Raw genomic sequence first — 20,189 nt, forward strand, 5'->3', positions numbered from 1 at the left:
AAGAAAACATAGTGAAGAAAGGACATATCTTTCGTAGTTAACATTTATTAAAGCAATATTCTGCGGAAACATTTGGTTTTAATAGAGTATACGAGGAATACCTTATTTCTCTACGAGAATCGACTCAAGACTCTACGAGAAATGAATTGGAAGTTTATAAGATGTTACAAAAGTAATGAATGATAAAAATCTTCTCTTTTTCTTTTAGTAAACGTTATTCATTCGTAAATGGTTGTTTTTCTCATATTTATCTTTATCTTTGCTTCTATAACCTGATGTCAATCAAAATAAAACCGATTATGGAATTGAGTTTATTTGCTATAATTGTTTTACTCGTTGTGATATTGTACATGCAAAGCGATAGGTTTGCAAAATTAAACTCCGAGATTAATGCAGTGAAAAGGAGGTTGGACCTTTTGTTAGAGAAGAAAAAAGAGACCTCTTCTGTTAGTGAAACTAAAGTTCCTCCTGTGCTCATGGAAAATACAGAGGAAGAATTATCATTATCAACTCCGGTAAAAGATAAAATACAGTCTGCTTCTGAAGTGCACTTACCCGAAAACGGAACTGAAAACAATCCTGAACCTGTTTCCTGGATTTCAGAAGAGGCTTCTGTTGTTGATGTGCAGTTTGCTGAAACAGAGAAACCGGAAAAAGAAACAGAGAAACCGGCTCCTGTATTTATTAAAAGGGAGAAGGCGAAGATTAATTATGAAAAGTTCATTGGCGAGAATCTTTTTGGAAAGATTGGTATTCTTGTTTTAGTGGTAGGGGTTGGTCTGTTTGTAAAATATGCTATTGATAAAGATTGGATAAATGAGACGATGCGTACTATACTGGGATTTGTAGCCGGTGCTGTTTTGTTGTTTGTTGCAGAACGCTTGTGTGAAAAGTATCGTACATTCAGTTCTTTGTTGGCGGGTGGCGCTTTTGCTGTGTTCTATCTGACGGTTGCCATTGCCTTTCATTACTATAATTTGTTTTCACAAACGGTAGCGTTTATTATTCTTGTTTTTGTCACACTGATGATGTCTATATTGGCCATTTTATATGATCGTCGCGAATTGGCTGTTATTTCGCTTGTCGGTGGTTTTATTGCTCCTTTTCTGGTGAGTAGCGGAGAGGGAAGTTATATTGTTCTGTTTACTTATCTGTCCGTCCTCAATTTGGGAATGTTCGGATTATCATTGTATAAAAAGTGGGCAGAGCTTCCTGTTATTTCATTTGTAGCTACTTATCTTATTTTCCTGATTTACGTACTAAACAGTTGTGTATTCTATAACGTACCGAAGATTGATTCGGTTGTAATTGCACAACATCTGTTTGTTTTTGCCACTTTGTTTTATTTTATTTTTTTGTTACCGGTGTTGACCATACTTAAGGCTGAAGGAAAGAAACCTAATAAATGTTTACTTCCAATTATTGTAACAAATAATTTTATTTTTCTTTTCTTTGGAGTGTTATTCCTGAATTCCATGAATCTGCCTTTTAAAGCTACAGGGCTTTTCACCTTATTTATTGCTTTCGTAAACTTGGTTTTAGTTATCTGGTTAAGAAAAAGTAAGCGGGATTATAAACTTCTTATTTATACAATGCTGGGATTGGTATTGACTTTTGTTTCTATTACAATTCCAGTTCAGTTGGACGGAAATTATATAACTTTGTTTTGGGCTTCCGAAATGGTTCTTTTATTATGGCTCTATATCAAATCCCGAATCCGGGTATACGAATCTGCTTCTCTGGTGTTGATCGGATTGACTTTGATTTCTTATATGATGGATGTTGAGCATCAGGTTACAGATCATTCCTTTGTGACAAGTATCATTTTTATGAATAGTATGTTTGCTACCAGTCTGTTTACCGGATTGGCAGTAGGGGTATATGCTTTCTTGATAGGGCGTTATCGCGATTCTTTTGAGAAAGCCCGTTATTTGAATTATACTCCCTGGAATGCAATAATGCTGGTTGTTTCTGTTGCCATACTGTACTATACTTTTATGATAGAGTTTTATCAGCACTTGGCTCCGGTACTATCTTATAGGGTGATGCATTTATTTACTTCTTTCTGTATATTGGCTTTGTGCTATGGTTTTAGAAAGCGCTTTCCGGTTAAAGAGTATGGTTTGCTTTATGTGATAGGAATAGGGATAAGTGTAATCCTGTATATGATTCATACGTGGGAAGATCATGGTAATTCAATAGGTGTGTTGCCTGTTTTACTTTCCTGGATAACTACGGTTGTTATAATTGTCAATCTTTGTTATGTGTGTTGGTTGTATACTATTCATCATAGTATTACAGTCCGCTTTACGGTTTATTTTAGTGTGTTATCAACTTTATTCTGGCTGGCTATTGTTCGGCTTTTCCTCTCTCACTTGGGTTTACCGGACGAATTTAATGCAGGTTTATCTATTGCCTTGGGCATTGCAGGGTTCGTTCAGATGTCATTGGGTATGCGTCTGCATCAAAAGGTGTTGCGTATCATTAGTCTTTTTACATTAGGTATTGTATTGGTGAAGTTAGTGCTTGTCGATTTATGGGCAATGCCTACAGTGGGAAAGATTGTGGTATTCATCATGCTTGGTGTTATCTTGTTGGTACTGTCTTTCCTTTATCAAAAGTTGAAAGGTGTTTTGTTTAAAGATGATAATGAGCAGATTAACTAATATATTACTAACACTCTTTTTTAAATCTATGTTAATCTGTTCTCAAATCTCTCCTTTTCATTGTTTTTTTTTATATTTGTTCCATACTAATGGAAAGGATTCTGTTTGAGACATTATAAGTTAATATGGCTTTTATTTTTTATTTTATTCCTTTTAGCACCCAAAGGAAGAGCTAATTCTGTTTTGAATCCATATACGCGTGAAGCTATCTCTGTGGATTCTATCTTGTATAATGTGATGACTTTTGCTCCTTTTTATGAGAAGATTGTCAACGATTATCGGGCCGACTTATATATTAAAGGTAAACTGAATATCCGGAAGAAGAACTTTATGTTTCGTTATCTTCCAAAGATGTTCCGTATGCAAAAGGGCGTACGTGAATATTTAATGGAGTCATATAGCGACTTGCATTTCACTGCTCCTGATATTTATGATCAGAAAGTTAAAGCAGGATATGGCACGGTTTTTAGTGGCGGCTTTCAGGCAACGATGCTCGAATATTTTCATGTGAATGTTTACTCTGCTACATTGCTTTATGACCGTTTGCTTTCACCACTTGCCAAAAATGGAAAGAAATATTATCGCTATCAGATAGATACTATTATGGGAGGGCAGGATAACCTGCACTATAAAATACGTTTTATTCCCAAGACTAAAAGTGATCAGCTTGTTGGCGGATATATGATTGTCAGTTCAGATGTATGGAGTGTACGCGAAATCCGTTTTTCCGGTCGGTCCGAGCTGTTGACTTTTGAGAATCTTATTAAGATGGGGGAGGTAGGTGATGATAATGAATTTTTGCCGGTTCGTTATGAATTTAAGGTGAGATTCAATTTTGTTGGTAATGTGGTAGACGGTAGTTACCTGGCTTCGTTAGACTATAGCTCTATTGAACTAAAAGAGAAGAGTAAATACCGTAAAGAAAAGAAGAAGTTCAATCTTACAGAATCGTATACATTGAGATGCGATACGAATTCCTTGCATTTGGATAGTGCTTATTTCGCATCCTTACGTCCGATAGAGCTTATGGACGACGAGAAGAAATTATACGAAGATTATGCATTCAGAAAAGATACTACTGCGCTGAAACCTCCTTCTAAACGTCGTGTATTTTGGGGAGAAATAGGTGACTTTTTATTGTCTGATCTTAATGTAGATTTATCCCGTATCGGCAGTGTCAAGTGTTCTCCGATCATTAATCCGTTGTTGTTGAGCTACAGTGGAAGTAATGGCTTTTCATGGAGGCAGGATTTTAAATATAACAGGTTGTTTTCCGGTGATAAATTGTTGCGTATTGTCCCTCGGATTGGGTATAACTTTACTCGTAAAGAGTTTTATTGGTCGGCCAATGCCGATTTTGATTATTGGCCGCAGAAGCGTGGAGCTATTCATGTGAACTTTGGTAATGGTAACCGAATTTATAGTAGTGACGTACTTGATGAGTTGAAGGCGATGCCCGACAGTACTTTTGATTTCGATCAGATACATCTGGATTATTTTAAAGACTTATATTTCAATTTTCGTCATAGTATTGAAGTGGCTAATGGCTTGGAGCTGAGTGTTGGCTTTTCTGCCCATAGAAGAACAGCAGTTGAAAAATCAAGGTTCGTTGTGCTAAATTCATCGTTACCTCTTGCATCCGATTTCTTGGATAAATTCAAGGATACTTATATCAGTTTTGCACCCCGCGTCCGGGTAGAGTGGACTCCTTGTCTTTATTACTATATGAATGGGAAACGGAAGATAAATCTGCGCTCTGCTTATCCTACATTTTCTGTGGATTATGAACGTGGTATAAAGGGCATATTTAACAGTACAGGACAGTATGAACGAGTTGAGTTTGATCTTCAGCATCATGTCCAGCTGGGTTTGATGCGCAATATTTATTATCGTTTTGGATTTGGAGCATTCACCAATCAGGAACAACTTTATTTTGTAGATTTTGCCAATTTAGCGCGAAGTAACCTGCCTATAGGGTGGAATGATGATATTGGTGGAGTCTTTCAATTATTGGATGGTCGTTGGTATAACTCTTCCCGGAAGTATGTCCGTGCTCATTTTACTTATGAAGCTCCTTTTCTGTTTTTGCGTCATTTGATGAAATATACCCGTTATGTTCAGAATGAACGTTTGTATGTGAATACATTATTTGTTCCGCATCTTAATCCTTATCTTGAAATAGGTTACGGTATTGGTACACACATTTTTGATGTGGGGGTATTTGTTAGTAGTGAAAACTGGAAATATACCGAAGTTGGATGTAAGTTTACGTTTGAGCTATTCAACAGATAATATAAAAAATCTCCTCTTAGAAAAGTCGCTAAGAGGAGATTTATATGTCATAAAGTGACAATGCTTATAAAACGATTGTTTTATAAACTTTATTATTGATGCGTACAATGTAATTATCTTCAGCAAGATTGAACGTCATTGTATTGTTGCTTGCTTTTGTATCAATTACTTTTTTACCATTGATCGTATAAATTAAGATACTATCAGTTATTTTCAGACCTTCAATAGTCACTCCGCCCTTGTTTGGCACAATGATGATATTGTCCGAAATGTTATCCTGGACACCTGTGGGCTTTTGGATGCTGATAGGCGTAGTTTTGAATACATTGGCTCCTGTAAATTTCGGGAATGCATCACTTGTCATCTCACAATATACGGGTTGGTTTTGTGAAGTGAGGAATGTGAATTTTCCGTTATTTTCAGTATAATCCGTACCTGCTACCAAAGTTGTTGTGCCATCGGCTGTTTTCCAAGTGTAAGTAGTTTTTTGAGTTGTTTCAGTAACCCCTTTGATATTATCCTGTGCAGACAAGTCCAATTCTTGGTTTGTGGAGATACTTTCTGCAATGGTTAATGCTTCTTGAGGAGCATAGGTGTAGCCAGAATCACTTCTTTTGGGCAACGTATTGAGAGTTAGTTTGTTTTTGCTGCAGTTTAATGTTTTTTCGATGTTTCCAACTTTGATTTCTTTGATTTGGTTACCCATACAAAATAAAGTGGTTAATGCTGGGCATGCAGTGACATCTATACTGGTAAGTTGATTGTTGTTCACATTTACAAAATCTAAAATAGTGTTTTTAGAGAAATCAATGCTTTTTATTTGATTGTTTAGACAGTATAATTTTTTTAGTTTTGTATTTTTAGATATATCCAATGCTTCTAATTTGTTATTATTAAAAGAAAGATAGTCTAACTCTGGACATTTAGAAACATCCAATTTGTTGATTCCCATATCATTGGCGTTTAAATAAATCAATGATATGTTATTAGTCAAATCAAGTGTTGTTATCGGATTACCACCACAATATAATATTTGTAGTTTTGTGTTTTTACTTACATCAAGACTTGTTAATTTATTAGTGTTTGCATACAACTCTGTTAGATGTACTGCTTTTGTAACATCCAAAGCGGTCACTTTTGCTTCCTTTGCATTTGGTGCACAACTAAAATATACAATGTTCTCGCCATAGATTTTGATTAATCCTTCTCCTTTAGGAGTTACGACTACATCTGTTGCATTGAGGTATGGATCAGGAGTTTGTATTATCTCTGTTTCTACCAATACTCCATCTCCCCAATCAATAGAAAGTTTAGTATTTGGAGTACTGACTTCAAAGCCAAGTGTGATCTCTGCTTCGTTTACCTCTACATTGAGCGTGATTACCGGTTCATTTTCTGCTTTCGCAATTGTTGCGATGCAAAAGAATAATAAAAATAGTAATTTTCTTCTCATAATAATTATTATTTGATTAGTTTTGCAAAACTATGAAAAAGAAACCAAATTACCGAAAAAAGTATTGTTTTTGTTAGAAAATAGTGTATGAAATTACTATGGTTTTTGAAAATTAGAGAAAATAATATATATATTGTATGAAAAAGATAATAGGACTGTCGTTTTTACTTCTTTTTGTTAGCGGGATTTCTTGTGCTACAGTAGTAAAAAAGAATAAGAAAAAAGTCATTAATCCAATCGAAGTAAAGAAGGATTCTGTTAATGCAGATTATAAAAAAGTAACTAAGGATGCTGTATCCAGAAAGGGGTTATTTACTACTTTTTTGAGTAAAAAAGAGAATAATTTGTATTTTGAAATACCTGATTCGGCTTTTTCACATACTTACTTATTGGCGAATCGTATTGCTGAGACCAGTAATACGCAAGATTATGTAGCCGGGCAAATGGCGACTACTCCATTGATGATCCGTTTTAGTAAGGATGATCAGAAGGTCTATATGCATTTAGTACAAAGCAGTAATATTGTAGACCGGAATGATCCGATTCTGCCTGCTTTTGATAAAAATTTTGCTGATCCGGTATTAAAAGGATTTAAGATTGTTGCCCGCAACATGGATAATGTTGTCATAGATGTTACTTCCTTCTTCGGGGGGAATGAGAAATGTATCAGTCCGATTAAACAGGAGAGTCCTTTAGCAAAACTATTTGGTGGTGGAAACTCCCTGAAGGGAACTTTTGCATCAGATGCTTCCAATATTTTGAGTGTAAAAACTTTCCCGAATAATATTGAAATAAAGAGTTTGCTGTCATTTACTACTACTCCTTTGAATCAGCCTTATTCGGTTACAGTGCATCGCTCGTTATTCGTTTTGCCTGACACATTGATGTCTATGCGTCTGCAGGATAATAGGGTAGGGTATTTTAGTTCGGATAAGAGTCTATACACCTCTTCTAAAGATAAAATTGTGCCTCAGACCTTTATTCATCGTTGGAGATTGGAACCCAAAAAAGAAGATTTGGAGAAATACTTTAAGGGAGAACTGGTAGAACCTATGAAACCTATTGTATTCTATGTAGACACTGCTTTTCCGGAAAAATGGCGTACAGTGGTGAAACAAGGTATTGAAGACTGGAATATGGCATTTCAAACGGCTGGTTTTAAAAATGTAGTGAAGGCATTGGATTATCCCAGCAATGATCCGAATTTTGATCCGGATGATATGCGCTACAGTTGTGTGAAATATGCAGCGACTTCTATTGCTAATGCGATGGGACCCAGTTATATTGATCCGCGTACGGGAGAGATACTTACAGCAGATGTAATCTGGTACCATAATGTGATTTCTTTATTGCACAACTGGCGTTTTGTGCAAACGGCCGCAGTTGATAGTCGTGTACGTAAAGCTGTGTTTGATGATGAAGTGATGCAGGAAGCCATACGTTATGCTGCTGCACATGAGATAGGGCATACGCTTGGATTGATGCACAATATGGGAGCCAGTTATTCTTTTCCTGTAGATTCGTTACGTAGTCCGGAGTTTACACAGAAATACGGAACTACTCCAAGTATTATGGACTACGCCAGAAACAATTACATAGCCCAACCCGGAGATTTGGAGAAGGGAGTAAAATTGACTCCACCAATTTTGGGAGTATATGATATTCATGCCATCAATTGGGGATATCGGTTGATTCAGGGGGCCGATACACCGGAGAAAGAGAAAAAGACATTGGATGCCTGGATTGAAGAAAAGAAAGCCGATCCCATGTATGAGTTCGGAGCACAGCAGGTATTTGGAGTGGTTGACCCGACCGATCAGTCTGAGGATTTGGGAAATGATCATTTGAAAGCCGGAGATATGGCTATCCATAACCTGAAGATTATAATGAAGAATCTGGAAACATGGACTTTTGATGAGGGAGCGCGTTATGACGATGTTGAAAATATGTATATTGAAGTTGTACGGCAGTATACACGGCATTTACGTCATGTGATGCCTTATATTGGTGGTATCCGTTTTCAGGAAGTTCGGCAGGGTGAAGATGCATCGGCCAAAAATTATATCGATAAGGCTATGCAGAAGAAAGCGATGTTGTGGCTCTTAAATCAGGCACGTACCTATAATGATTGGCTGACTCCCAAAGAATTGATTGTAAAGCTGGATGTAAACATGAACGTGAATGACAAACTGCAGTCTTCCGTTGTGGGAGCTTTACTAAACTCGGCTGCGTTATATCGCATCAACGAGGGAGGGCAAATGAATCCTAAAATTAATTATACTTTAAATGCTTATCTGGATGATGCTTTCTCTGAAATGTTCAAGCCTACTTATCAGGGGGTAAAGCTATCACAGGCGGATATGAATATTCAGTCGGCTGCTGTTGCTTTGATGATTAACTATACCGGTTTGGGTAAGGCCACTGAAAAAAAGGCATCTACTGCCTTAGCTGACTATGAAGAAATGTTACGGCAAACTTGCGAACCAGCTTTACCATGTAGTCACGTACATGGTCATGACAGTTCATTCACACGAATCAACTTTGGTCTGCCCACACTATCCAAAGAGCAACTGGCAGCAGTGATGACCGGACGACTAAATAAGATTGCCCAGTTATACAAAAGCCGTAGAGCTGCCTCTACCGGAGATACTCGTGATTTTTATGATTATCAGTTATTACTGATTGAACGTACCTTGAAAAATAACTAATAAATAAATTATATGAATAGAATCTTCTATCTATTTATTTTTTTGTGTTGCCTTTCTTATAGTGTTTGGGGGCAAAATGCAAAAAGCTATTCATTGAACGGAAAGGTTTTTGATACATCCGGTGAAACGATTGTTGGTGCAAATATTAAAATAAAAGGAGCCGATAGCGGAACGATCACTGACCTGGATGGCAATTTCACTTTGTTAGTCCCCGGTAAAGAAACGATTCTGATTGTTTCGTTTATTGGTTATCAATCTCAGGAGATTCGATTGAAACCGGGAGAGAACAATTTAAAAATAGTGCTGAAGGATGATGCACAGCAACTGGATGAAATTGTAGTCATAGGATATGGAACACAGAAGAAATCTTCTTTGACCAGTTCGGTAGAAGTAGTGCGTAGTGATGAATTATTGCAGATGCCTACTATTAATATAGATGAGGCTTTGAGCGGACAGGTAGCCGGTCTGCAGGTAATGGCTACCAGTGGTGATCCAAGTACTGCAAAAGAATCGAATATACACATTCGTGGAATAAATGGTGCACCTCTGCTGGTTATTGACGGTGTCCCTCGTTTCGGAACAAATTCTTCTGAAGGCGAAATGCGTCTTTCTGATTTGAATCCGGATGATATTGAGAGTATTTCTGTACTGAAGGATGGTGCTGCCGCTGCAGTTTATGGAGCCCGTGCTGCCAATGGAGTTATTCTGGTTCAGACAAAACGTGCTGCCGGTAATCAGAAAATATCTGTGAATTACAGAGGGCAGTTTAATTTGCAGCAGGCAACTCGTTTGCCGGAATTTTTGAATGCGTATGAATATGCCAAATTGTATAATCGTGCAGTAGAGAATACACCTTCTGCCCAAAAACGACTTTATACAGATGAAGAATTGGAAATGATCCGTACACATTCTAATCCCAATATATATGGTGATGAAAATCTGATAGATTATCTTGATAAATTTGGTTATTCTACTATTCATAGTGTATCTGTTACTGGTGGAAATAGTTTTGTGAAGTATTACATGTCCGGTGGATATACCAATACAAAAGGATTGTATAGTGGGGTAGGGCGTGACCGTTTCAACTATTCGATGAAGCTAGATGCAACTTTGTTAAAGGGGCTTGTTTTATCATTGGATATGACCGGAACTCGTTCGGAAAATAAGAATACAAGCTACTCTACCATTGATGCTGCTTATAATTTTTCTCCGTTACAGGTTTTGCGATTTACGAATGGAGACCTTGCCAGTGTTGAAAGTAGTAATCCTTTAATTGCTGTTGAAGGTTTGGGCGGATATATTCGGAATAAGATGAATATGAACACCATAACGGCTACTTTAAATTATGATATGCCTTGGGTAAAAGGACTTTCTGCCTATATTCGTGCTACTTTTGACAATAATAATTCTGTTCAAAAAACATTTAATACTCCAGTAACTCTTTACACCTACAAAAAAGAAACCGGTAATATAGAAGAAGATTATAAGACTACCTATCCCGAAGCCAAGATAACATTAGAGGAGATAGACCGCTTTGTTGATAATAAGCTGTTAGAGTTTGGGGTTAATTATAACCGTACTTTTGTAGGAAAACATGATGTATCTGGAATGTTAGTCGTTAATTATCAGGATTATAAGAATCGATATCTTAAAGGGAAAAATAAAGAAATGGCAGGTATTTATCCGGAAATAATAGGGACTTCCCTTTCTTCTGATTTGGCAGGGACTGAAATTTATACCCAGCGAGCTTCGTTAATAGGGCGCGCTACTTATGGTTACAGTAACCGTTATTTTATTGAGGGAAGTTTTCGTGTGGACGGCTCTACTAAATTCCATCCGGACAATCGATGGGGATTTTTCCCTACCGCTTCTGCTTCCTGGGTACTTTCCAATGAAAGTTTTTTTAAAAATTGGGATCAACCCATACTTTCAAACGTAAAATTTAGAGGATCAGTCGGTATATTGGGAGATGATGGTGCTATAGATGATTATTCTTATCTTATGAAATATATGTACGTAGCACGTCAGGGATATAATATTGGAGGTGCCTTGAAACCGGGTATTGTTATGGATACCAGTAATTTCCCAAATCCTGAATTGAAATGGGGGCAGTCACGTACTTATAACTTAGCTACTGATCTTGGTTTCTGGGGAAATCGTTTCGGATTGTCTTTTGAATACTATTGGCGCTATAGTACCAATATGATCACTATTGCTCCTTCTTATTTATATCCGCCCTCAACAGGAGTTGATAGTAATCCGCCCAATATGAATTTCGGTGAGATAAAGGCATGGGGATGGGATTTGACGTTGTCTCACCGTAATTCTATTCAAAAGGTGAAATATGATTTAACTCTTACGCTGGCGCAAACGCGAGACAGGGTATTGGATTATGGAGACGAGTCTTCTATAGACCCTAGTCGTCGCCGTGTAGGTAAAAGTAGTATGGTTTGGTGGATGTATGAAGCCGATGGACTCTTTCAATCACAAGAAGAAATTGATAATCATAATTTAGATCAGGATGGGCAGGGGAATGCGACACTTGCACCCGGTGATATTAAATACAAAGATCAGAATGATGATGGTTTACTTTCGGATCTGGACAGGATTGCGGTAAAGAACTCTTCTAATCCGGAGATGACAATGAGTTTACGTTTAGGTATTAAATATAAAGGTTTTTTTGTGAACGCTATGTTCCAGGGAGTATCTGGGTATCAGCAAAAAATCACAGAATTGTATACTTTGGAAACTGGTAGTTTACAGCGTTTTCAGCAATATCACCTCACTGATACTTGGTCTAAAGATAATCCGAATGCAACTTATCCTCGAGTCAAGATTGCTAATAAAAACGATAATAATCGTCAGGAATCAACTTTTTGGGTGAAAGACTGTGATTTTATTCGTTTGAAATCTCTGTCGTTAGGATATTCTTTTTCGGGAGAAACATTGAAGAAAATGAAACTTTCTTCAGCCAGTATCTCTCTTCAGGGAAGTAACCTGTTTACGTGGTCAACATTAAAAGACATGGATCCGGAATCTTTACGTGGATATCCGATACAGCGTTCTTATGGTATGACATTGAGTTTAGGTTTTTAAATAGAATATTTCAAAAATAAAAACAGAAAGAGTATGCAGTTGAGAAAATATATAATATCTTTTTTATTCTTGGGAGGGATGTTCAGTTTTTCCGGATGTGACGGTATATTTCGTGATATTCCTAATGATAAGTTGTCTCAGGAATCTATCTGGGGAAGTCAGTTGTTACTTGATGAATATGTGTTACCATGGTATCGTAATATGAGTAATGGCTTTTCTGTCTATATGCCGGCTACTACCCTTTTGAAAGGAGCATCCCGTGATTATCTGCCTTGGTATGGTGATCAGATAACGGTTAGTAAATCAGATTGGTATAATACAGCGTATGGGGATATCCTGAAAAGTATTCCGGCCGAAGTAACACGTAGAGGACTTATAAACTGGACTAATTATTATACCCGTATTCAGTCTATTAATCTTTTATTTGAGAATCAGGATAAGATTCGCAATGGTGATCATAAAAAACGTGTGTTGGGTGAAGCTCATTTCTTTCGTGCTTATTACTATTACATGTTACTTCGGCAGTTTGGAGGCGTTTTGTTGTTGAAAAACAATTATGATCCGTTGCATGATGGTACAAAGTTTCCTCGTGCCTCTTACGAAGAGATGGTAAACTTTATTGCCGAAGAGGCTGATTTGGCAGCTTCTTTATTGTCTGAAGAGTTGAGTCCCAGGGATATCGGACGTGCTACCAGAGGAGCTGCTTTGATGTTAAAGGCTAAAACTTATTTTTGGGCAGCCAGCAAAATATATCAGAATCAGGAGAAGTCATACCTCGGATTTCCGGATGATCGTTCGGATGCTATGTTGACAGCGGCAGCCAAGGCGTATGATGAACTGATGAAGTTGCCTTATTCGTTGATACAGATCACCGGATCAACACAAGATCAGATAAAGGAGCAGTATCGACAGATCTTTTTAACAAAGAATAGTCAGGAATCAATTTGGGAAGTACAGCACTCTAACGATGGTGATTTCTCGAATGGATTCGGACATAAGCTCGACCGGGAATCGGTTTCACCTTATTATGGAGGAACGGTGGCTGCTTATTCGCCTACCCAGAACCATGTAGATGAATATGGTATGCGTGATGGCAAAGCGTATGATGCCAAACATCCGTATGATAATCGGGATTATCGTTTTTATGCAAATGTGTTGTATGATGGTTGTAGTTTCCGGGGACGCGTGATGGAGATTCATTATAATAAGGTAAATGGCAAGGAAGTGGCGGGTGAAGATTTGACACCGTATGGAACTTCTGAAACGGCTGCTGTAACAAAAACCGGTTATTATTTAGGAAAGTTTGTAGATGAAACTCAGAAGATCGATAATGATGAGTCTTATGCGAGTAAGCAGAACTACATCATCTGGCGTTATGCAGAAGTGTTATTGGATTATGCCGAAATAGATTTTTTACAGAATCGGGTGGATGATGCATTAGATAAAGTAAATCAGATTCGCCGTCGTGTTCATATGGATGAATTGCCGAGTCTTACCTGGGATCAACTGGTGAATGAACGTCGTGTAGAAATGGCTTTTGAAGAAACGACTTATTGGGATTTGCTTCGTTGGGGAGTTGCTGTCGAAAAGATGAGTGGTGCTACCAATCCGCTAAAGGCTATGAAGATAGTAAAAGAAGAAGGAAAAGACCCTGTTTATCAGATTTCAAATATGAACAAATATCCTAAGCGTGTACGTGAGTTCCGTCAGATGCAGTATTACTTGCCGATACCATGGGACGAAGTACGTTATCATGGCATTGAGCAAAATCCTGAGTGGTATGAAGTTTAATACAAATCAATAACATTATTAACTAAAAAGAAAATTGTATGAGAAGGAAAATTACGACATTATTAATGGCTTTTGGAGCAATATTATTTGCAAATGCGCAAGAGTATAATTTGTTTGATCCTGCTGATGTTGATGCAAATGGTTGGATTTGGTTTGACACACAAGAGAAGATAGATAAGTACATCGGTCAGGCAAATAATGAGGATGGAAAGATAGATCCGGATGGGAAGATTATCCAGTTAATCTGTGCGGACTTTGGAGATTATGAGGATACTACTGCTGATTCAGAAGTAAAAGGAGCTGGTACAGATAAAGAAATTGGAGGAGAAAAAGCAAAGACGGGTGCTATTGTTACGGCGAGCTCCAGTGCGGGTATGACTGCAAATGGTGGTGGATTTGTTGTACGTATGCCGTCATGTGTCTCTTTTAACTTATTTGTATCAAGTGGAGTGACAACTTATGTTCGTATGCTAGGAACTACAGATCAAAGCAAAAGCTTTAAAGACTATTCGATTGTTTCGGCTGCTTTTACAACCATATTTAAGCCATTAATGAGTGGTGGTGGTCAGAAAGAGTGGACTCAGATTGAGACTTTAGATAATGGGGATGAACCTCATTTTAAGTTAAAATCAGATGCTCCTATGTATGCACGATTCGAATCATTAACGAAAGCCCCTCTTTACATCCATGGTATGAAAGTACTTACTTCTACCAAACCGACCGGTATCTACAACCAATCTGCTAATGCTGAAATAGCATTTGATGGTACTGTGTTGTCTTTAGGTGAGGTTGCCGATATACAGATTTACACTACTGCCGGCACATTGGCTGCATCCGCTACCACAAACGAGATGAATCTGTCTCCTTTGGAAAAAGGTATCTATGTAGTAAAGGCAAAAATGGGTACTACCGAACGTACTAAGAAGATCGTCATCCGCTGATAATTCTATGGGGAAGCGTTTGCTTATTTTCATCCTTTTGATGAGATAGCGACTGCTTCCCTCTTTTATTTACTATAATAATGTAAAACGATGAAGAGATATATTATTCTTTGGTTCGTTGTTTTATTCTTTCCGATCCTATTGTCGGCTGCCGAAAAGAATAAGGGTGAGTTGAGCAATCTGGTTTGTTTTCTGAGTTTTGCCGATGAAGAGAACAATGAGCAATTTGACAAGCCCATCAGTTACTATGAAGCGATGTTTAATGCTGATGCTGCAGGAGTAAATTCGGTATATAACTATTTTCGTGAAGCCTCCTACGACCAGCTTTTCTGGAAAAGTGCTTTCTTCCCGAAAGCGAATGGTGCGCAAATTCTTTCTTATAGAGCAAAAAATGAACGTGGATATTATCGAGAGAAAGGTAGTATCAATGAACAAGGATATAGCAATGAAACCGAGAAAGCTGCACGCGAACAGGCTCTGATAAAAGAACTGGCTGCTTATCTCTCTGAGAATCTACCTGATGATATAGTAATCGATGCTAATAATGATGGATTGCTTGATAATATCTGTATTATCGTAAGTGGGAATTCCGAATTGGGTGCCAGGCATTTACTTTGGCCACACCGTTCGGACTTGGCATTGCCCGACGAGAAGGCTATTTATGTAAAAGGCAAAAAGATAGTAGGTTATCTGATGGTATTTAATGATGCCAACGGGTGGAGTTCTTTGAGTCCTGTACCTTTGAATACAGGTGTGCTTTGTCATGAAATGTCTCACACATTAGGTACCTATGACCTTTATCATGTGAATGACGACCTGAATCCGGTAGGGGTGTGGGATCTGATGTCCGACAACCTGAAGACTCCCCAGCAGATGAGTACATATACCAAATACCGTTACTGCAAATGGATTGACGAAATTCCCGAAATATCCACTCCGGGTACATATACGTTGAATCCTGTGGGAGGCAGTAGTAAAGAGAATATTGCCTATAAAATAAAGCCTACCGGTTCCGATGAATATTTTATTGTAGAGTATCGGAAAAAAGCCGGGACTTTTGATATTGGTCTGCCTTCCTCCGGTTTGCTGGTTTATCGTATTAACCCTAATGTGACAGGTGGAAATCTGAACTATAATGGAACCACTCGTCTGGACGAACAATACCTTTTCCGTCCGGGAGGAACAACCAAACTTGATGGTGACATAAACAAAGCAGCTTTCAGTGCTGAAAGCGGACGCACTTCTTTGGGGGGAACTGCTGATTTTAAGCCTTTCTATAGTGATGGGAAAGAGGCTAAATTCGCGTTGGCGAATATATCTTCCTGTGGCGAGACGATCTCTTTTGATTTGCTGGAGCTGATGCCTCAGATTTATATCCCGAAACCGGATGTAACTTTGGGTGGTGCTGCTGAGAGTACTGTTGAAGTGAACGTTGAGGCAGATGTTGCCTGGAAGGCTGTAGATATACCCGATTGGCTGACTGTTACCCCTCTTCAGGGTGAAGCGGGTAAGTCGACTCTCATTTTGCAGGCTAAATCTGCGAATGAAAATGCACAGCTGCGCACTGCTGCCTTTCATTTACAAGGAGTGGAGGATGCTTCTATTACCGCTTCAGTAAATGTTTCACAGCGTTCCAATCTCATACAGTCCCCCTCTGCTTTGACCGCCAAAGTGGAAGGAAATGCCATTGTTTTGTCATGGGTAGCTCCACACGAAGGTACTCCGGCTCTGGTGGAAGATTTTGAAGATTCGCAGAGTCTGGCTAAGTGGGCAATAAAGAATGAAGGTGACCGGGGATGGGTATGGAAAAAGTCTGAGAAATATGCAGAACCCTATACCGGAAATTATTCAATGCGTCTGTTGGATGCCTGGGAGGATATCCATCAGGATGAATATCTGATATCTCCTTCTTTCTCTAAAGGTAAGTCGCTGACATTCTATTCTAAGTCTACAGCTCCTCAGAAGAATAATCCCGCTAATTTTTATTATGTAGAAGTGAGTTCGGATGGGGGTATAACCTGGGAGAAAATATGGGATTTGAAAACAGATTGTTCCGTTGTGAATAAATATACCCGGGTTGATATTGACTTATCTCCTTATATGTCTGATGATATGAAAATTGCTTTTCATGCATATGATACCAATCAGATGGGGCTGTCTTACTGGTGGCATGTAGACGACGTTGCTGTTTATCCGCAGGTAGAGCATTCCATCATAACCGGCTATGCGATTTATAGAAACGGAGAGAAGATTGGCACTGCCACAACTTCTACTTTTACAGATACCGCTCCGCTTTCAGGAGAAAACGTATATACGGTTCGCGCTGAAGGCTCTTTTGGCGATACGCCGGACTCTGAATCGGTAACGGTTTCATATACAGGGACAGGTATCTGTACTCCTTCTGCTTCATTGTCAGAGGTAACTATGTCGTACCGGCAAGGCGTGCTTCATCTGGAAAGTGAGAATGCAATCAAGAATTTAATCATGTATTCTCTTGATGGAAAACCGGTATTGAATATTGCTCCCGGAAGGAAATCTTATGATACTGATGTGCGACATTTAGCTGCCGGAATGTATATTGCTTACGTGCTGACAGAAGGTGGTAGTCGTCCGTCGATATTAAAATTGTTGATAGAATAACTCTCTCTTAAATAAGTTTCTCTCTCATCTTCCATTGTTTGAATGTTGCTACTTATCAGCTGTTTAAATGGTGGAAGATGTTTTATTTTCATATGAAAACACTTTGTTTCTTTATATTGAGAATATTTTCTCATCCTATTGAAACAAATACTCTCAACCTGTTGAGAAAATATTCTCAACGTATTGAAACAAGTTTCTCAAAGCGTTGAGAAAACTTTCTCAACCTATGGATACACTTTGAGACACACTGAAAAGTTTTTATCATAAAAACATGGTCTGCCATGCAACCTTTCGCATACTGTTTGCGTCTTATAGATATTACAAACTACTTAAATGAAAAAAATATGAATATGAGAGGATTTATTGGAATGATTACTTTGTTTTCATTCTTGCTGACTACAACAACAGCTTGTTCCCAGATTAACCGTGTAAAAGCAAACGGAACGTATAAAACAAAAAATATCAAAATCGGAAGTTTCGACAAGATAAACCTTCAGGGAAGTCCGACAGTTATTTATACGCAGTCTACTGATAATAAATCAACTTTAGAGATTTACGGGTCGGATAATATTCTCAACCTGGTAGAGTGTACAGTATCTGATGGCACACTGTTTGTCTCTTTCAAGAAAGGTACAAATATTGAGTTTGGTAAAGAGGGAAGATTAAAAATAATGGCTTCCAGCCCCATGTTGAAAGATGTGTTATTGCAAGGATCAGGAGATGTAGTCTTAAATAATAAAGTGAAATCAGATCGTCTATCCCTTACTCTGAAAGGTTCCGGAGATATCAATGCCGGGGAAATCGTTTGTACGAATGCTTTTTCGGCAACTCTGCAAGGATCTGGTGACATTTCTGTCAAAAGCAGTATCAATGCAGGGAATGTAGATTTGAATTTATCCGGCTCCGGTGATCTGGATATATATAACCTGACGGCTAAGTCTACTACGGCAATTCTTCATGGATCAGGAGACCTGAAGGTGAAAGGTACCAATGTAGCTGGGGATGTAACAGTCAACCTGTCCGGCTCCGGTGATCTGGATTTTGTGGGGATACAGGGAGAGACCGTAAAGGCTGAATTGCAAGGCTCCGGTGATTTGAAGGTAGCAGGTACGGCACAACGGGCTGTATTATCATTACGCAATTCCGGCGATCTGAATGCGAAAGACCTGAAAGCTGTTGATGTAGATGCAAGTGTAGATGGCTCCGGTTCTATTTCCTGTTATGTTTCCGGTACACTAAAATGCAATATATCCGGAAGTGGTGATATTGGCTATAAAGGCAGTCCGGTTAATATCCAATCGAACGGTAAACGCAATCCGCGCAAATTGTAAGACGAATGTCTGAATAACTTAAATATCTGAATATTAGCCGTCGTGAGACGGCTTTTTTTATACCAAACTTTGGTTAGTCACGAAAAATGTTTTATCTTTGCGCCCGATTTATAGAATAATATAATGTCTTATTTAATTAAAGTATCTCTAAACAATTAATTATTAATGGAAAACTTAAAGAACATTGCTCCTGTTGAAGACTTCAACTGGGATGCGTATGAAAATGGCGAATCATTCGCTGGCGCCAGCCAAGAGGAACTCGAAAAAGCTTATGACAGTACGCTTAACAAAGTGAACGACCGTGAGGTTGTTGACGGAACTGTAATCGCAATGAACAAGCGTGAAGTCGTTGTGAACATCGGTTACAAATCAGACGGTATCATTCCTTTGAATGAATTCCGTTACAATCCTGACTTGAAAATTGGTGATACTGTAGAAGTATACATCGAAAATCAGGAAGACAAAAAAGGACAGTTGGTTCTGTCTCACAGAAAAGCTCGTGCTACCCGTTCTTGGGATCGCGTTAATGCTGCTCTGGAAAACGAAGAAATTATCAAGGGTTACATCAAGTGCCGCACTAAGGGTGGTATGATCGTAGACGTATTCGGTATCGAAGCATTCTTGCCGGGTTCTCAGATCGACGTTAAACCGATCCGCGACTATGATGTATTCGTTGGAAAAACAATGGAATTCAAAGTTGTTAAAATCAACCAGGAATTCAAAAACGTTGTTGTATCTCACAAAGCTCTTATCGAAGCTGAACTGGAACAACAGAAGAAAGAAATTATCGGTAAACTTGAAAAAGGACAAGTTCTCGAAGGAACTGTTAAAAATATCACATCTTACGGTGTATTCATCGACCTTGGTGGCGTAGACGGTTTGATTCACATCACTGACCTTTCTTGGGGACGCGTTAGCGATCCGAAAGAAGTTGTTGAGCTGGATCAGAAACTCAACGTTGTTATCCTTGACTTCGATGACGAAAAGAAACGTATCGCTCTTGGTCTGAAACAACTTACTCCGCACCCATGGGATGCTCTTGATACAGAGTTGAAGGTTGGTGACAAAGTAAACGGTAAAGTTGTCGTTATGGCTGACTACGGTGCATTCATCGAAATCGCTGCCGGCGTAGAAGGTTTGATCCACGTTTCAGAAATGTCTTGGAGCCAGCACCTGCGTTCTGCACAGGACTTCATGAAGGTAGGCGACGAAGTAGAAGCTGTTGTTCTTACACTTGACCGCGAAGAACGTAAGATGTCTTTGGGTATCAA

Annotated in this window: 10 protein-coding genes; 9 read left to right on the top strand and 1 reads right to left on the bottom strand. The window is 38.5% G+C overall.

The annotated features are described in order from the left end of the window. Positions 1-299: 299 nt before the first annotated feature. Together QX565_RS18955 and QX565_RS18960 are read left to right on the top strand one after the other, a co-directional pair. Complete coding sequence (locus QX565_RS18955) at positions 300-2,666, top strand: DUF2339 domain-containing protein (RefSeq protein ID WP_289293965.1); 2,367 nt, start codon at positions 300-302, stop codon at positions 2,664-2,666. Positions 2,667-2,771: 105 nt separating this feature from the next. Further along, the gene (locus QX565_RS18960; RefSeq protein WP_502874526.1) at positions 2,772-4,958 is read left to right on the top strand and encodes a DUF5686 family protein; all 2,187 of its coding nucleotides are present in this window, start codon (positions 2,772-2,774) and stop codon (positions 4,956-4,958) included. A 64-nt stretch (positions 4,959-5,022) separates the two neighbouring features. On the opposite strand, the gene QX565_RS18965 is transcribed toward QX565_RS18960, so the two are convergent. After that, positions 5,023-6,411 (bottom strand): leucine-rich repeat domain-containing protein, encoded by a 1,389-nt coding sequence (locus tag QX565_RS18965; RefSeq protein ID WP_221651350.1) that lies wholly within the window; start codon positions 6,409-6,411, stop codon positions 5,023-5,025. Positions 6,412-6,548: 137 nt separating this feature from the next. Here QX565_RS18965 and QX565_RS18970 point away from each other — a divergent pair, with 137 nt between their 5' ends. The 7 genes from QX565_RS18970 to QX565_RS19000 form a co-directional block, all read left to right on the top strand. Next, the gene (locus QX565_RS18970; RefSeq protein WP_289293968.1) at positions 6,549-9,119 is read left to right on the top strand and encodes a zinc-dependent metalloprotease; all 2,571 of its coding nucleotides are present in this window, start codon (positions 6,549-6,551) and stop codon (positions 9,117-9,119) included. A 12-nt stretch (positions 9,120-9,131) separates the two neighbouring features. Continuing rightward, positions 9,132-12,215 carry a SusC/RagA family TonB-linked outer membrane protein gene (locus QX565_RS18975; RefSeq protein ID WP_289293969.1) on the top strand — a complete coding sequence of 1,028 codons (3,084 nt, stop codon included), beginning with the start codon at positions 9,132-9,134 and terminating at the stop codon, positions 12,213-12,215. Positions 12,216-12,248: 33 nt separating this feature from the next. Continuing rightward, the gene (locus QX565_RS18980) at positions 12,249-14,006 is read left to right on the top strand and encodes a RagB/SusD family nutrient uptake outer membrane protein (RefSeq protein WP_289293971.1); all 1,758 of its coding nucleotides are present in this window, start codon (positions 12,249-12,251) and stop codon (positions 14,004-14,006) included. A gap of 38 nt (positions 14,007-14,044) precedes the next feature. Next, a complete protein-coding gene (locus tag QX565_RS18985; protein ID WP_289293973.1) occupies positions 14,045-14,947 on the top strand; it encodes a T9SS type A sorting domain-containing protein in 903 nt (300 codons plus the stop codon). Positions 14,948-15,037: 90 nt separating this feature from the next. Further along, complete coding sequence (locus tag QX565_RS18990; RefSeq protein WP_289293975.1) at positions 15,038-17,587, top strand: M6 family metalloprotease domain-containing protein; 2,550 nt, start codon at positions 15,038-15,040, stop codon at positions 17,585-17,587. A 350-nt stretch (positions 17,588-17,937) separates the two neighbouring features. After that, complete coding sequence (locus tag QX565_RS18995; RefSeq protein ID WP_289293977.1) at positions 17,938-18,918, top strand: GIN domain-containing protein; 981 nt, start codon at positions 17,938-17,940, stop codon at positions 18,916-18,918. Positions 18,919-19,083: 165 nt separating this feature from the next. Further along, positions 19,084-20,189: S1 RNA-binding domain-containing protein (locus QX565_RS19000; protein ID WP_289293978.1), on the top strand; the 1,106-nt coding region annotated here is incomplete at its 3' end.

The organism is Bacteroides sp. 41_26 (assembly GCF_949740115.1).
GTDB lineage: Bacteria > Bacteroidota > Bacteroidia > Bacteroidales > Bacteroidaceae > Bacteroides > Bacteroides nordii.

Excerpts from the sequence above, each read along its gene's own strand:
- QX565_RS18955 (WP_289293965.1), top strand. The coding sequence starts at position 300 with ATGGAATTGAGTTTATTTGCTATAATTGTTTTACTCGTTGTGATATTG.
- QX565_RS18965 (WP_221651350.1), bottom strand. The coding sequence starts at position 6,411 with ATGAGAAGAAAATTACTATTTTTATTATTCTTTTGCATCGCAACAATT.
- QX565_RS18970 (WP_289293968.1), top strand. The coding sequence starts at position 6,549 with ATGAAAAAGATAATAGGACTGTCGTTTTTACTTCTTTTTGTTAGCGGG.
- QX565_RS18975 (WP_289293969.1), top strand. The coding sequence starts at position 9,132 with ATGAATAGAATCTTCTATCTATTTATTTTTTTGTGTTGCCTTTCTTAT.
- QX565_RS18980 (WP_289293971.1), top strand. The coding sequence starts at position 12,249 with ATGCAGTTGAGAAAATATATAATATCTTTTTTATTCTTGGGAGGGATG.
- QX565_RS18985 (WP_289293973.1), top strand. The coding sequence starts at position 14,045 with ATGAGAAGGAAAATTACGACATTATTAATGGCTTTTGGAGCAATATTA.
- QX565_RS18990 (WP_289293975.1), top strand. The coding sequence starts at position 15,038 with ATGAAGAGATATATTATTCTTTGGTTCGTTGTTTTATTCTTTCCGATC.
- QX565_RS18995 (WP_289293977.1), top strand. The coding sequence starts at position 17,938 with ATGAGAGGATTTATTGGAATGATTACTTTGTTTTCATTCTTGCTGACT.